Origin of the sequence: Rhodococcus sp. 852002-51564_SCH6189132-a, from assembly GCF_001665495.1 — a bacterium.
GTDB classification, from domain to species: Bacteria; Actinomycetota; Actinomycetes; order Mycobacteriales; family Mycobacteriaceae; genus Rhodococcus; species Rhodococcus pyridinivorans.
Map to the genome: position 1 here is coordinate 19994 of NZ_LZMJ01000064.1, position 13763 is coordinate 33756.

At 68.9% G+C, this 13763-nt stretch carries 13 protein-coding genes; 10 read left to right on the forward strand and 3 right to left on the reverse strand.

Annotation, left to right across the window (positions count from 1 at the left end):
* Positions 1-54 precede the first annotated feature (54 nt).
* From tsaB to tsaD, 3 genes are read left to right on the forward strand one after another with little or no spacing between them, the layout of a single operon-like run.
* The gene (gene tsaB, locus A5767_RS15285; RefSeq protein WP_064060917.1) at positions 55-723 is read left to right on the forward strand and encodes a tRNA (adenosine(37)-N6)-threonylcarbamoyltransferase complex dimerization subunit type 1 TsaB; all 669 of its coding nucleotides are present in this window, start codon (positions 55-57) and stop codon (positions 721-723) included.
* Positions 720-1235, forward strand: coding sequence for a ribosomal protein S18-alanine N-acetyltransferase (rimI, locus tag A5767_RS15290; protein WP_006550067.1), 516 nt, complete (start codon positions 720-722; stop codon positions 1233-1235). Before tsaB ends, rimI begins: the two co-directional genes overlap by 4 nt.
* Before the next feature lie 44 nt (positions 1236-1279).
* Positions 1280-2308, forward strand: coding sequence for a tRNA (adenosine(37)-N6)-threonylcarbamoyltransferase complex transferase subunit TsaD (tsaD, locus tag A5767_RS15295; protein ID WP_033097166.1), 1029 nt, complete (start codon positions 1280-1282; stop codon positions 2306-2308).
* A gap of 39 nt (positions 2309-2347) precedes the next feature.
* Here the strand turns inward: tsaD and A5767_RS15300 are convergent, their stop codons facing one another.
* Positions 2348-4072: an Hsp70 family protein gene (locus A5767_RS15300; protein ID WP_064852622.1), complete on the reverse strand. Its 1725-nt coding sequence runs from the start codon at positions 4070-4072 to the stop codon at positions 2348-2350.
* Between the two features lie 311 nt (positions 4073-4383).
* Between A5767_RS15300 and groES the strand changes: the two genes are divergently transcribed.
* Both groES and groL read left to right on the forward strand, forming a co-directional pair.
* A complete protein-coding gene (gene groES, locus A5767_RS15305; RefSeq protein WP_006550071.1) occupies positions 4384-4686 on the forward strand; it encodes a co-chaperone GroES in 303 nt (100 codons plus the stop codon).
* 87 nt (positions 4687-4773) lie between these two features.
* Complete coding sequence (gene groL / locus A5767_RS15310) at positions 4774-6384, forward strand: chaperonin GroEL (RefSeq protein ID WP_006550072.1); 1611 nt, start codon at positions 4774-4776, stop codon at positions 6382-6384.
* Positions 6385-6577: 193 nt separating this feature from the next.
* Here groL and A5767_RS15315 read toward each other — a convergent pair whose 3' ends face one another.
* Positions 6578-6871: a WhiB family transcriptional regulator gene (locus tag A5767_RS15315; protein ID WP_006550073.1), complete on the reverse strand. Its 294-nt coding sequence runs from the start codon at positions 6869-6871 to the stop codon at positions 6578-6580.
* A 525-nt stretch (positions 6872-7396) separates the two neighbouring features.
* On the opposite strand from A5767_RS15315, the gene A5767_RS15320 reads away from it, so the two are divergent.
* The 3 genes from A5767_RS15320 (at position 7397) to A5767_RS15330 (ending at position 10131) form a co-directional block, all read left to right on the forward strand.
* Positions 7397-8362: a hypothetical protein gene (locus tag A5767_RS15320; protein WP_064852623.1), complete on the forward strand. Its 966-nt coding sequence runs from the start codon at positions 7397-7399 to the stop codon at positions 8360-8362.
* A gap of 127 nt (positions 8363-8489) precedes the next feature.
* Complete coding sequence (locus A5767_RS15325) at positions 8490-9068, forward strand: sigma-70 family RNA polymerase sigma factor (protein WP_019288580.1); 579 nt, start codon at positions 8490-8492, stop codon at positions 9066-9068.
* Positions 9061-10131: an anti-sigma-D factor RsdA gene (locus tag A5767_RS15330; RefSeq protein ID WP_019288579.1), complete on the forward strand. Its 1071-nt coding sequence runs from the start codon at positions 9061-9063 to the stop codon at positions 10129-10131. The genes A5767_RS15325 and A5767_RS15330 overlap by 8 nt, the downstream gene beginning before the upstream one ends.
* Before the next feature lie 95 nt (positions 10132-10226).
* Here the strand turns inward: A5767_RS15330 and A5767_RS15335 are convergent, their stop codons facing one another.
* On the reverse strand, positions 10227-10637 hold the full coding sequence (locus tag A5767_RS15335) for a DUF5319 domain-containing protein (protein ID WP_006550077.1): 411 nt from the start codon (positions 10635-10637) through the stop codon (positions 10227-10229).
* 259 nt (positions 10638-10896) lie between these two features.
* Between A5767_RS15335 and guaB the strand changes: the two genes are divergently transcribed.
* Together guaB and A5767_RS15345 are read left to right on the forward strand one after the other, a co-directional pair.
* Positions 10897-12420, forward strand: coding sequence for an IMP dehydrogenase (gene guaB, locus A5767_RS15340; RefSeq protein WP_033097050.1), 1524 nt, complete (start codon positions 10897-10899; stop codon positions 12418-12420).
* Between the two features lie 71 nt (positions 12421-12491).
* On the forward strand, positions 12492-13625 hold the full coding sequence (locus tag A5767_RS15345) for a GuaB3 family IMP dehydrogenase-related protein (protein ID WP_019288578.1): 1134 nt from the start codon (positions 12492-12494) through the stop codon (positions 13623-13625).
* Positions 13626-13763 lie beyond the last annotated feature (138 nt).

The window sequence follows — 13763 nt, forward strand, 5'->3', positions numbered from 1 at the left end:
GCTTCCGTCACTGCACACCGACCGGGCAGGTCGCGCGGGGTAAGCTGGTACATCGTGCTCGTGCTCGCTGTCGATACCGCCACCCCCGCCGTGACCTCGGGAGTCGTCCGTCTCGACCGCGGTCGGGACGATGCCCGACCCGAGACGGTCGCTGCGCGCGTGCTCGACAATCCGCGAGCGCACGCCGAAGTCCTCACTCCGCAAATCCTCGAATGCCTCGCCGAGGCCGGCGCTGCCCCCATCGATCTCGACGCGATCGTCGTCGGCATCGGACCCGGCCCGTTCACGGGTCTCCGCGTCGGCATGGCCACTGCTGCGGCCTTCGGTGATGCGCTCGGCATCCCCGTGCACGGTGTGTGCAGCCTCGACGCGATCGCCGCGGACGTCCACCGGGAACACGGTACGGACGACGATCTGCTCGTCGTCACCGACGCCCGTCGTCGCGAGATCTACTGGGCACGCTATTCCGGCGGCCGCCGCGTCGAAGGACCCGAGGTGCGCAAGCCCGCCGACGTGCCCGCCGAGCCGTCGGTGCGGGTGGCGGGCTCGTCGTCGCACGTCGCGCTGTTCGACCTTCCGGCGGTGGACGTGCAGACGCCGTCCCCGGCGGGCCTGGTGACAGTCGCGGCCGACGCCCTGCGCGCGGGCGCCGAACCGGAGCCGCTCGTGCCCCTGTACCTGCGCCGCCCCGACGCGGTGGAGACCGCGAATCGCCGAGCATGAACGCCACACCCGAGGAGAATACGGCCGCAGAGAACGCGGTCGTCATCGACGCACTGCGCCCCGAGGATGCACCCCGCTGCGCCGAACTCGAACAGATCCTGTTCCCCGGCGACGACCCGTGGAGCGCCGACGCCTTCCGTTCGGAGCTGGCCTCGCCCCACAACCGCTACTTCGCGGCCCGCGACCCGCAGGGCCGGCTGATCGGTTACGCGGGACTCGCGCGACTCGGTACGGCCATCGAACCCGAATCCGAGGTGCACACCATCGGTGTGGACCCCGTGGCGCGCCGCCGGGGGATCGGCGGAGCCCTCCTGGGGGAGTTGCTGGCCGTCGCCGACCGCTGGGGAGGGCCGGTCTTCCTCGAGGTGCGCACCGACAACGACGCGGCGATCGCCCTGTACCGGCGCGAGGGCTTCGAGATCGTCGGAACCAGGAAGCGTTACTACCAGCCGAGCGGCGCGGACGCGTACACGATGCGTCGTCCGGATCCGCGAGAGGAGTCACCGGCGTGAGCACCACCAGCCCCCGATTCGAGCTGCCCGAGCGCCCCGTCGTGATGGGCATCGAGAGTTCGTGCGACGAGACCGGTGTCGGCATCGTCCGCTGGGTGGGTGACGGCACCCTCGAGCTGATGGCCGACGCCGTGGCGTCGAGCGTGGACGAGCACGCCCGCTTCGGTGGTGTGGTGCCGGAGATCGCATCCCGCGCCCACCTCGAAGCCATGGTGCCGACGATGCGGCGCGCCCTCGACGAGGCCGGGATCGAGAAGCCGGACGCGGTGTGCGTAACCATCGGGCCGGGTCTCGCGGGAGCACTTCTCGTCGGTGTCGCCGCCGCCAAGGCCTACGCGGCAGCGTGGAACGTGCCGTTCTTCGCGATCAACCACCTCGCGGGCCACGTCGCGGTCGACACCCTCGAGCACGGACCGATGCCGCCCTGCGTGGCGCTGCTCGTCTCCGGTGGTCACACCCACCTGCTGCACGTCGAACATCTCGGCAAACCCATCGTCGAACTCGGCACCACCGTCGACGACGCCGCCGGGGAGGCCTTCGACAAGGTCGCGCGACTGCTGGGGCTCGGTTATCCGGGCGGTCCCGAGGTCGACAGGCTGGCCCGCCAGGGCGACCCCTCCGCGGTCGTCTTTCCGCGGGGTATGACCGGTCCGCGCGACGCGCGTCACGACTTCTCGTTCTCCGGTCTCAAGACCGCGGTGGCCCGCTTCGTCGAAGCGAAGGAACGTGAGGGCGAGCCGGTGCCGGTCGCCGATGTCGCCGCGGGCTTCCAGGAGGCGGTGGCGGACGTGCTCACCATGAAAGCTGTGCGGGCCGCCCAGGATCTCGGTGTCGACACGCTCGTCCTCGGTGGTGGAGCGACCGCCAACAGCCGGTTGCGCGCACTCGCCGAGGAACGGTGCACTGCTGCGGGTATTACCCTGCGCGTGCCGCGGCCGAAGTTGTGCACCGACAACGGCGTCATGATCGCGTCGCTGGGCGCGCATCTCATCGCCGCGGGGGCGCAGCCGTCCTCGCTGGGCGCTGCGACGGATCCGGGCCTGTCGGTGTCGGTGTCGCAGGTCGTGGCCTGACCTTTCCCGACCGACCCCCACCCGAGGAGGGCGCGCTGCCTAGGTGGGGGCGATCTCCGAGGTCCCGGATCCGGTGGTGGTCTCCCCGGTGGTCGTTTCCCCCGTCGTGGTCTGTCCGGTGGACGGCACGGTCGTGCCCTCCTCCGTGACGGACGCGATCGTGGAGGACAGGTCGGTCGGATATGCGCCGGTGGACGACGCGGACGGCGTCTCGGTCGACGGGGGTGTCGGGCTCACACCGGTGCTCGGTTCGGTCGTCTCCGGATCGGTGGGCGCAGGGCTCGTCGTCTCCGGCGGTGTGGTCGGCTCGGTGGTGTCGGGAGCCGTCGTGTCGGGAGCCGTGGTGTCCGGAGCGGTCGTGTCCGGAGCCGTGGAGTCCGGAGCCGTGGAGTCGGGATCGGGCCTCGGTGCGGTCTCGGAATCCGGCGACGTGAACGGTCGGTCCGGGTCGGACTCTTCCTCCGCTGTCGACCCGGGGGTCGGCACCTGATCGATCGGCGTGGGCGTCACGGTGGTGCTCGACGACTCGGGCACAGTGGGCCACGGATCTTGGGTCGACGGAACGGTGTGCTCGACGGTCGGCAACGGCCAGGGAACCGTCGTCGGCGCGGGTGCGTCCCGGGTGCTCCGGGACGTCACGGGTTCGGGCGGCGGGTCCTGGGACGGGACGGCCGACTCGCCGGGACCGGCCTCCTGCGTGGGGACGTCGCCGCTCGTGAAACGCGGCGACACCTGGGCGTCGCTGCTGTCGCGTTCGGTGAAGTGCTGGGTGGCGAAGCCGGCCATGATCGCACTGAGCACCAGGAGCCCGGCGACCGCACCGGAGACACGACCCGAGGACCGGTTGCCGGTGCGCGACGGGGCGCCGACCACGGTGTATCCGACCGAGGACGGGGAATCGGCCGACAGTGCCGCACCGATCGCGGCAGCCGCTCCCGGTTCGGGGACGGTGACGATCTCGCCGTCGAACTCCGCCGAGATCGCCGCGGCGAGGACGGGGGACGCGGCCGCGCCCCCGATGAGGGCCATGGTCTCGGGGACCGGATCGGTGCTCGAGCAGATGCGCCGCGTGAACGCCGCCGCTTCGTCGGCGAGATCGGTCGTCAGTTCGTCCAGTTGCGCTCGGGTGAGGGTGACCGTCGCGTCGGGACCGGCCTCGGCGATGTCGATGCGGGTCGTCGTCGCCGAGGAGAGTGCCTCCTGGGCGCCCTGGCACCGGGCCGCCAGCAGGCCGGGGTCGATCTGCCTCCGGGTGCGCATCCGCTCGGTGGCGTTGCGGACATGATCGAGCACACGTGCGGTCAGGGCGTCGCCGCCGACGGTCTCGGTACGTGCGGACCGCAGCAGGGTGCCGGTCTCGCGGTCGAGGACGGAGACGGTCGTGCCGGTGGCTCCGATGTCCACGAGCGCGATCGCGCCGGGTTCGCGACGGACCCCCACTGTGTAGAGATACTCGAGGGCGGCGGTGGTCTCTGGAACGAGGCGGACCATGTGGCCCGTCCGCTCGGCGGCCGTGCGGATCTCGTGCGCCTGTTCCTCGGTGCGGTATGCGACCGTGATGATGGCGGGACTGTCGGCTCCGCGGGCGGTTCCGCGAGGAGACGTGAGCGAGACGGCGTCGAAGACGAGATCCCCGAGATCGCGCCCGGGCTGCGACTCGGAGGCGAGTCTGCGGAATTCCGTTGTGGGCGCGTGTGCAGCATCGACGCGCAGGGCCGAGCCGGCGCCGGAGGCGCCGACGGAGATGCCGAGCGACGTGGGCATTGTTCACCTTCCGTGCGTGATCGACGACCAGGCGTCCAGGGCCTACCTCGGCTGAGGTCACCGAACGATCACGCTCATGGGTTTCCGTTATTCAACCGTAACATGACGTCGGGTTCCACGCAGGTCGGCGTGTTTGCACCCGTTGCCCTTGAGCGCTGGCACTCTCGTGTATAGAGTGCTAGTGACACCGAGCGCCGGCCCGGCACCCGCGACGACGGGACGCGTGCGGAGTCACCGTGATGACTGAACACACCCGTGTCCGAGAACACCGGTTCTCGGACCCCATTACCCCTGAAAGTGGAGGGCTCATCGTGGCGAGCGTGAACATCAAGCCGCTCGAGGACAAGATCCTCGTCCAGGCCAACGAGGCCGAGACGACGACTGCCTCCGGCCTGGTCATCCCGGACACGGCGAAGGAGAAGCCCCAGGAGGGCACCGTCGTCGCCGTCGGACCCGGCCGCTGGGACGAAGATGGCGACAAGCGCATCCCGCTGGACGTCAAGGAAGGCGACGTCGTCATCTACAGCAAGTACGGCGGAACCGAGATCAAGTACGCCGGCGAGGAGTACCTGATCCTGTCTGCGCGCGACGTCCTGGCTGTCGTCGCCAAGTAGGCCGCTTGCATTCCGCCCCGGTGTCCCGTTTCGGACCCGGGGCGGAATACGTTGGGGAACATCCGAGTCCAGGAGTAGTCGCAGAACATGTCCAAGCAAATCGAGTTCAACGAGACCGCGCGGCGGGCTCTCGAGCGCGGTGTCGACCAGCTGGCCGACGCCGTCAAGGTGACGCTCGGCCCGCGTGGCCGGCACGTCGTGCTCGCCAAGGCCTTCGGTGGTCCCACCGTCACGAACGACGGTGTGAGCATCGCCCGTGAGATCGAGCTGGAGGATCCGTTCGAGAACCTCGGCGCCCAGCTCGTCAAGAGTGTCGCGACCAAGACCAACGATGTCGCGGGTGACGGCACCACCACCGCGACCGTTCTCGCCCAGGCGCTCGTCAAGGCCGGCCTGAAGAACGTTGCCGCAGGCGCCAATCCGATCGCGCTCGGTGCCGGTATCGCCCAGGGTGCGGACAAGGTGAGCGAGGCTCTGCTCGCTGCCGCCACTCCCGTCGAGGGCAAGACCGCCATCGCGCAGGTCGCTACCGTGTCCTCGCGCGACGAGGAGATCGGTGAGATGGTCGGCGAGGCGCTGACCCGCGTCGGGAAGAACGGTGTCGTCACCGTCGAGGAATCCTCCACGCTGAGCACCGAACTGGTCGTCACCGAGGGCGTGCAGTTCGACAAGGGCTTCCTGTCGCCCTACTTCATCACGGACATCGACGCGCAGGAAGCTGTCCTCGAGGACGCGCTCGTCCTGCTGTACCGCGAGAAGATCAGCTCGCTTCCCGACTTCCTCCCGCTCCTCGAGAAGATCGCAGAGTCCGGCAAGCCGGTCCTGATCATCGCCGAGGACATCGAGGGCGAGCCGCTGTCGACCCTGGTGGTCAACGCGATCCGCAAGACCCTCAAGGCCGTTGCCGTCAAGGCTCCGTACTTCGGTGATCGCCGGAAGGCCTTCCTCGAAGACCTCGCCGTCGTCACCGCGGGTACGGTCATCAACTCCGATCTGGGTCTGTCCCTCAAGGAGGCCGGACTCGACCTGCTCGGCTCGGCCCGCCGCGTCGTCGTCACGAAGGACAGCACCACGATCGTCGACGGTGCCGGTACCGCCGAGGACATCGAGGCGCGCGCCGCTCAGCTGCGTCGTGAGATCGAGGCCACCGAGTCCGACTGGGACCGCGAAAAGCTCGAAGAGCGCCTCGCGAAGCTCGCCGGTGGCGTCGCCGTCATCCGTGTGGGTGCGGCGACCGAAACGGACCTCAAGGAGCGCAAGTTCCGCGTCGAGGACGCAGTCAACGCCGCGAAGGCGGCCATCGAGGAGGGCATCGTCCCCGGTGGCGGGTCGGCTCTCGTACAGGCCGCACGCTCGCTCGAAGAGCTCCAGGCGTCCCTCTCCGGCGACGCCGCCACGGGCGTCGCCGCGCTGCGCACCGCGCTCACCGCGCCGCTGTACTGGATCGCCACGAACGCCGGCATCGACGGTGCGGTGGTCGTGAGCAAGGTCGAGGAGACGGGTAAGGGCTTCAACGCCGCGACCCTCTCCTACGGCGACCTCGTCGCCGAGGGCGTCGTCGACCCGGTGAAGGTGACGCGTTCCGCCGTCGTCAACGCCGCGTCGGTCGCACGCATGGTGCTCACCACCGAGAGCGCCGTCGTCGACAAGCCGGAGGAAGAGGCCGAGGCCGGGCACGGCCACGGTCACGCGCACTGAGCGACCGGTCAGGGCCGCGGACCCGCCGCCCGGCGGGTCCGTAGGTCGAGCCGGACGTGAAAGTCGTTCCGGACGGCACGAATACAGCGAGGCCCCGCAAGGAATGTTCGCATTCCCTGCGGGGCCTTCGTCGTATCGACGCAACTCCTCCAACCGGCCTCCCGGTCGTACCGTCACGGGGCGGGCGACCGCCTCACACAGCGACCTTCCGCCGTCGTTGCCTCGTGTACATCTCCCGCTCGGTCTCCGACATGCCGCCCCAGATGCCGTACGGCTCGGCGACGGCGAGGGCGTGGTCGCGGCAACGGGCCAGCACGGGGCAGGTGCGGCACAGCTCCTTCGCGCGGTTCTCCCGCTGGGCGCGGGCACGACCGCGCTCTCCGTCGGGGTGGAAGAACACCGAGGAGTCCACACCACGACACTTACCGTGCATCTGCCAATCCCAGAGGTCCGCGTTGGGGCCGGGCAGTGTGTGTGGTGCGGGCATGTGGCACTCCTTTGCAGCAAGCTCGCGTGAATTGTGCGAGCGGACCGTGGACACATCGGGATTCCCGCTGTGATCCGAATCAAACAAACTCACCGTAGGATCTGTATCGATTCGTCGTCAATGTTTTCGATGAGTGGGATAGTCCATAACCGAACAGCCAAGATTTAACCGCGGAAATATTTACTTTCGTGAGGAGTCGTGCCTGTGCGCTGCGGGCGGGGGTGATCCGGGGTATCTTATGCTCCCGACGTGGGCAAAAGGTCCCTTACTCGCTGGTAACCCGGCCTTTCGGCGGCTGGATGCGGACTCCGACTCGGCCTCGGGGGTCGGGGGCGGCACCATACATGCACCACGCATGTTTTAACTCGATGTTTAACAAAATGTTCGGAAATGTCTTCTGTGCATCCCTGCGTTCCAATCATCGAGACTATTTGCGCTCGCGGTGATAATTTCTCTCCGACAAATGCCCGGCGTCGGCCCGGAGCCCCGCGTATCGTCGGTATCCGCTGGTGCGATGATTCCGCGATGGCACATTCCGACGCCCGCCGGCACACGGCACCGACACCGTCCGACCGCCACGCGATCCTGGTCGCCGCGGCCTTCGGCTCGTCCCCGGGGGCACATCCGCTCCCTGCGGCGCACGGACCCGAACAGAACTGGTTGCGGGCCGTCGCGCTCGGTGGGCAGGGACGTTACGCCGCCGCGCGGGCCGAGCTGGCCCGAGTGTGTGGAACCGGAGGAGTGTGGTCGTCGTTCGGAGCGAGCACCGAGGCCTCCCTTCTCCGTCAGTTGGGCGGACATCGCGCGGCCGCCGTCCTGGACGGACGTGCTCTCGCGGAGGCGGGGTCTCTGCGAACCAGCTCCGGGAGCACTGTCGCCGCACGGCGCGACGTCGGCACTGTCGCCGCACGGCGCGACGTCGATGTTGTCGCTGCATGGTGTGACGCTGCCACGGGGTTGGCGGCCGATGCGCTCGGGCGGGGCCGTCTCGCGGTGTGCGGGTCGCTGCTCGACCGATGCGCAGCCGCTCTCGACGCTGCCGAATCGGAAGCGGGGGAGAAGGCCTTCGTGCGACAGCGGATCCGTCTCGCATGGGTCGGGGCCGAATCCGCTCTCGCGGCAGGCGACTTCACCCGTGCGCGCAGCCGGGCGGACCGCGCGGTGGAACTTGCGGACGGATTCGGATCGATCCGGCACTCCGTGAAGTCGGACCTCGTTCGGTCGGCCTCTTTGACCGGACTGCCCGACCATGGTCCGGCTATGGATCTGGCCGCCGACGTCCTCGCGCGCGCGGAGGAACACGAACTCATTCCGTTGCAATGGGCCGCGGCGATGCTCCTCGACGGGCTGGGGGCAGGGAGAGACGCGGGTCGCGTCCGTGATCTCGATGCGGGTCGCGTCCGTGACCTCGATGCGGGTCGCGTCCGTGACTTCTGCGCGACCGTGATCAGGGGGCGTGGGGGTCGCTTCGTGACCTTGTCTGCCTGCTGAGTTCCATTCGCGCGCGGGGGGTGACCGGACCGGTCGGTCGTTGTAGTTACTCTGGGGGTGTTCCACGGTCAGGTGGAAGCCCGCCCGGGGGGTGGTGCCGTCTGTAACGCCAGGACTTGCGCAATCGATGACTGTTATGGGTGAGGAGTTGGACTCCGCGGTTGCTGCGGCTGCGCAAGGCGACCGGGCGGCTCTCGCTCAGGTTCTTGCAAGTGTCCGACCCCTCGTCGTGCGGTACTGCCGCGCACGGGTCGGATCTGCAGAGCGCGGCCAGCTCTCTGCAGACGACGTTGCACAGGAGGTGTGCCTGGCCGTGATGACCGCTTTGCCGAGATATCAGGACCAAGGCCGCCCCTTCATGGCGTTCGTGTACGGGATCGCTGCTCACAAGGTCGCCGACGCGCACCGCAGTGCGGCGCGCAACCGCGCGGAACCCGTGGCGGATGTGCCGGAGGTGATGTCGCTCGACGACAGCCCCGAGGAATACGCGATCAACTCCGAGGCGGGCCGGCAGATGAAGCAGCTGCTGGGCATCCTCCCGGAGAAGCAGCGCGAGATCCTCATCCTCCGTCTCGTCATGGGATTGTCGGCCGAGGAGACGGCCGCAGCAGTGGGTAGTACTGCAGGAGCGATCAGGGTGGCCCAGCACCGGGCCATCGCGAGACTCAAGAAGGAAGTCACGAGAGCAGGTGAGCGGAATGGGTAGGGGGCGTTTCTCGGGCGACGGCTTCGACGACGAGTTTCCCGACGACGAAACCTCCGTGGACCTCGCCGCCGTGCGTCGTGACGACGCGCTGATCGATGCGATCTCCGGTAACGGGCTCGTCGAGACGAAGGACAACGAGGAGTACGAACTCGCCACTCTGCTCGCCGACTGGCGTGCAGAGATCCTCGCCGAACCGATGCCCGCCGGCCCCGACCTCGACGAAGTGGTCGCCGCCGTCCACCGGGAACTGGGAACACGGGAAACGCTCGCTCGGGCCCCGGAGGTCACCCCTCTGCGCCCGAGATCGAAGGGGCAACTCCGGTTGCTCCGTCCGCTCGCAGGTGCAGCAGCGCTCGTCGCCATCGCCGTCGGCAGCGCGACCGCCGTGTCCTACGGCGCCGAGCCCGGCGACCCGTTGTGGGGCGTCAAGCAGGTCGTGTTCAGTGAGCAGGCGCAATCCACCGAGGCCCGGATCGACACCACATCGACCCTGGAGCGTGCCGAACAACTCATCGCCGAGGGCAACACGGAGGAAGCACGCGAGTTGCTGACGTCCGCGGAGTCCCGTTCGGGCGACGTCCGGGACGCGGAGGAGCGCGATGCGCTCGGCGACTGGGTGCAACGCCTCGCCGAGGAACTCGGCCGGTTGGTGCCGCAGGTGCCTCCGCCGCCGGCAGCGCCGGTGGCACCCGAGGTGCCGGTGGTTCCCGGTGCCGTCGTGCCCCCGCCGGTCACGACGCCCGGCACGGATGGGCAGCAGCCTGCCCCGACGACCGGTGCGGAAACCGGCACGACCGTGCCGCCCACTTCCACGACGGTGGATCCGACCATCCTGCAAGCGCCGCCGCCTCCGGTTTCGAACACCACGACGCCGTCGCAGACCGCGCCACCGCCCCCGTCGAGCACGCCGGGTCCGTCGGTGCCCAGCGAGGCTCCTCCGTCGACCTCGGCTTCTTCCCCGACTCCCGCTCCGACGACGACGGCATCGTCGCCGCGGTCGACGCAGGACGGACCGGGAGCAGATTTCGCTCCGGGGTCCGTGACCACTTCGGAAGGCGGCTAGAAGTACAGAACGACCCGGGCCCGGCAGCATGTGCTGTGGGGCCCGGGTCGTTCGTGGAAGTGACGTGATGCGTGGTCCGCGTGGGGAACGGTCGGTCAGGAATCCAGACCGTAGGGGTCGACGGGAAGAGCCTCGTTCATGGACGCGTCCGCGTAGCCGCGGCAGTAGTCCCAGGTGACGTAGGCGTCGGGGGACGGATCGAAGGCGGGCTCGTGCGGTCTGACGGTGCCGTCGACGAGCAGCTGCAGCAGGTTCGCCCGCAGCATGTCCCAGTCGTGGTAGTGGTCCTGGTGGCAGTCCTCGCAGCACACCACGAGTCCGCGGACGCCGCGGGGAGCCAACAGCGCCTCGTAGACGGCCAGGTCTGCGAGGTCCTCTTCCACCGCGAGCCGCTCCGCAGGATCCAGGGGCTGGCCCGGCTCGATCGCGTCCAGTGCTGCGGACGGATCGTCGGGGTCTCCTGCGAACGGGTCCGGTGGGAGTCCGGGAGGCAACTGATCACGCACGACTCCACGGTACGCAGACCGAGGGGGTCTGCGCCAGCGGTCGCCAGGGGACACGCCGTGAAATCACACGGGGTGATGTGACGAACATCGGGGAACAGGGTGGGAGCCGAGCTTGTTCCCCGAACAGATAACATGAAGGGGTGCGTGCCGCTCTCCAACCGCCCGTCGGTGCGACGAGCGCGCACAGCCTTCATTCATTCCTGCTGTCGGGCGGTTCTGCCGTCCGCTCCCATCGACTGTCACGGAGGGTCCGAACCGCATGAGTAGTACCGGAGGGCGCGTGCACACCGGCGGTGACGACCCGAACAAGGTCGCAATGCTGGGTCTGACCTTCGACGACGTGCTGCTGCTTCCCGCGGCTTCCGACGTCGTCCCGAGTCAGGTCGACACGTCGAGTCAGCTCACCCGCGAGATCCGCCTGCGGATCCCGCTGGTCAGCTCCGCGATGGACACCGTCACCGAGTCCCGCATGGCCATCGCGATGGCCCGGGCCGGTGGTATGGGCGTGCTGCACCGCAACATGCCCACCGAGGTGCAGGCCGCGCAGGTCGAGACCGTCAAGCGGTCGGAGGCCGGCATGGTCACCGATCCCGTCACCTGCAAGCCGACCGACACGCTGGCCGAGGTCGACGCGAAGTGCGCGCGATTCCGCATCTCGGGTCTGCCGGTCACCGACGACGAGGGTCAGCTCGTCGGCATCATCACCAACCGCGACATGCGCTTCGAGGTCGACCAGAACCGCCCGGTCGCCGAGGTCATGACGAAGGCTCCGCTGGTCACGGCCCGCGAAGGCGTCACCGCTGAGGCCGCGCTCGGTCTCCTGCGTCGCCACAAGATCGAGAAGCTGCCGATCGTCGACGGTCAGGGCAAGCTCACCGGCCTGATCACCGTCAAGGACTTCGTCAAGACCGAGCAGCACCCCAACGCCACGAAGGACCGCGACGGCCGTCTGCTCGTCGGTGCCGCCGTGGGCGTCGGCGACGACTCCTGGACCCGCGCCATGACGCTGGTCGATGCCGGAGCCGACGTTCTCGTCGTCGACAGCGCCCACGGCCACTCGGCCAACGTGCTGTCGATGATCTCGAAGCTCAAGAGCGAGGTCGGCGACCGCGTGCAGATCATCGGTGGCAACGTCGCGACCCGCGAGGGCACCGAGGCGCTCATCAACGCCGGCGTCGACGCGGTCAAGGTCGGTATCGGCCCCGGCTCGATCTGCACCACGCGTGTCGTCGCGGGTGTCGGCGCGCCGCAGATCACGGCGATCCTCGAGGCGTCCACGGTGGCGCGCGCCCACGGCGTGCCGGTCATCGCCGACGGCGGTATGCAGTTCTCCGGCGACGTCGCCAAGGCTCTGGCGGCCGGTGCGTCCACCGCGATGCTCGGTTCGCTGCTCGCCGGCACCACGGAGTCCCCGGGTGAGCTGATCCTGGTGAACGGCAAGCAGTTCAAGAGCTACCGCGGCATGGGCTCGCTGGGCGCGATGCAGAGCCGCGGCGAGGCCAAGTCGTACTCGAAGGACCGCTACTTCCAGGACGACGTGCTCTCCGAGGACAAGCTCGTGCCCGAGGGCATCGAGGGACGCGTGCCGTTCCGCGGCCCGCTGCAGCAGGTCACGCACCAGCTCATCGGTGGCCTGCGCGCAGCGATGGGTTACGCCGGCGCGACGACGATCGAGCAACTGCAGGAGGCGCAGTTCGTGCAGATCACCGCCGCCGGCCTCAAGGAGAGCCACCCGCACGACATCACGATCACTGCCGAGGCACCGAACTACGTGGTCCGGTAGTTTTCGCGTTCGCAGCAGGGTCCCGTTCCGAATAGGACGGGAGCATCGTCCAAGAGGAGAAAGGGGCGCGCGTGCGCGACCTCGTTGAAATCGGCATGGGTCGCACGGCCCGACGTACGTACGAGCTGGGCGACGTCGACATCGTCCCGTCGCGCCGGACGCGGTCGTCGAAGGAGGTGTCGACGGCCTGGCAGATCGACGCCTACCGTTTCGACATCCCGGTGCTGGCGCACCCCACCGACGCGCTGGTGTCGCCCACCTTCGCGATCGAGCTGGGCAAGGCCGGCGGTCTCGGTGTCATCAACGGCGAGGGCCTGTGGGGTCGTCATGCCGATGTCGACGCCGTCGTCACCCGTCTCGCGGAGATCGCGAGCACGGATCCGCGCGCAGCCGTCCGTTACCTGCAGGAACTGCACATGGCTCCGCTGCAGGGCGATCTGCTGGCCGCGGCCGTCGCGCAGGTGCGGGATGCCGGGGTGACCACCGCGGTCCGCGTCAGCCCGCAGAATGCGCGCGCCCTCACGCCCGAGCTCGTGAAGGCGGGCATCGATCTCCTCGTCGTCCAGGGCACCATCATCTCGGCCGAGCATGTGGCCCACGGTGAGGACGAGCCGCTGAACCTCAAGACGTTCATCTCGGAGCTCGACGTGCCGGTCATCGCCGGTGGTGTCAGCGACCACCGCACCGCGCTGCATCTGATGCGCACGGGTGCGGCCGGTGTCATCGTCGGCTTCGGCTCCACGAAGCAGGCGACCACCACGTCCTCCTCGCTCGGTATCGGCATCCCGATGGCCACGGCCATCGCCGACGCCGCTGCGGCCCGGCGCGACTACCTCGACGAGACCGGGGGCCGTTACGTCCACGTGCTCGCCGACGGCGACATCGAGAACGCCGGCGACCTCGCGAAGGCGATCGCGTGCGGCGCCGACGCGGTGGTGCTCGGCGCGCCCCTGGCTCTCGCCGAGGAGGCCGCGGGTAAGGGCTGGTACTGGCCGTCCGTGGCCGGGCATCCGTCGATGCCGCGCGGCGCTGCGGTCCGGGTCGCCGAGGACGGGCGACCGGGCCTCGACCGGGTGCTGTTCGGCCCGTCCGATGACCCCTCCGGTTCGCTCAATCTTGTGGGCGGCCTGCGTCGATCGATGGCGAAGGCCGGATACTCCGATCTGAAGGAATTCCAGAAGGTCGGTCTGTCGGTCCGCGGATAAGGACCTTCCCGGTACATCCCGATGGCCGGTCACAGCGTCGCAGGACGCGGTGACCGGCCATCGATTTTTCTCACACTTCGTTTTCGTGCAACTCCACGTAACGGGTAGAGTTGGGGCTGTGCCTGTAGTCACACCGCC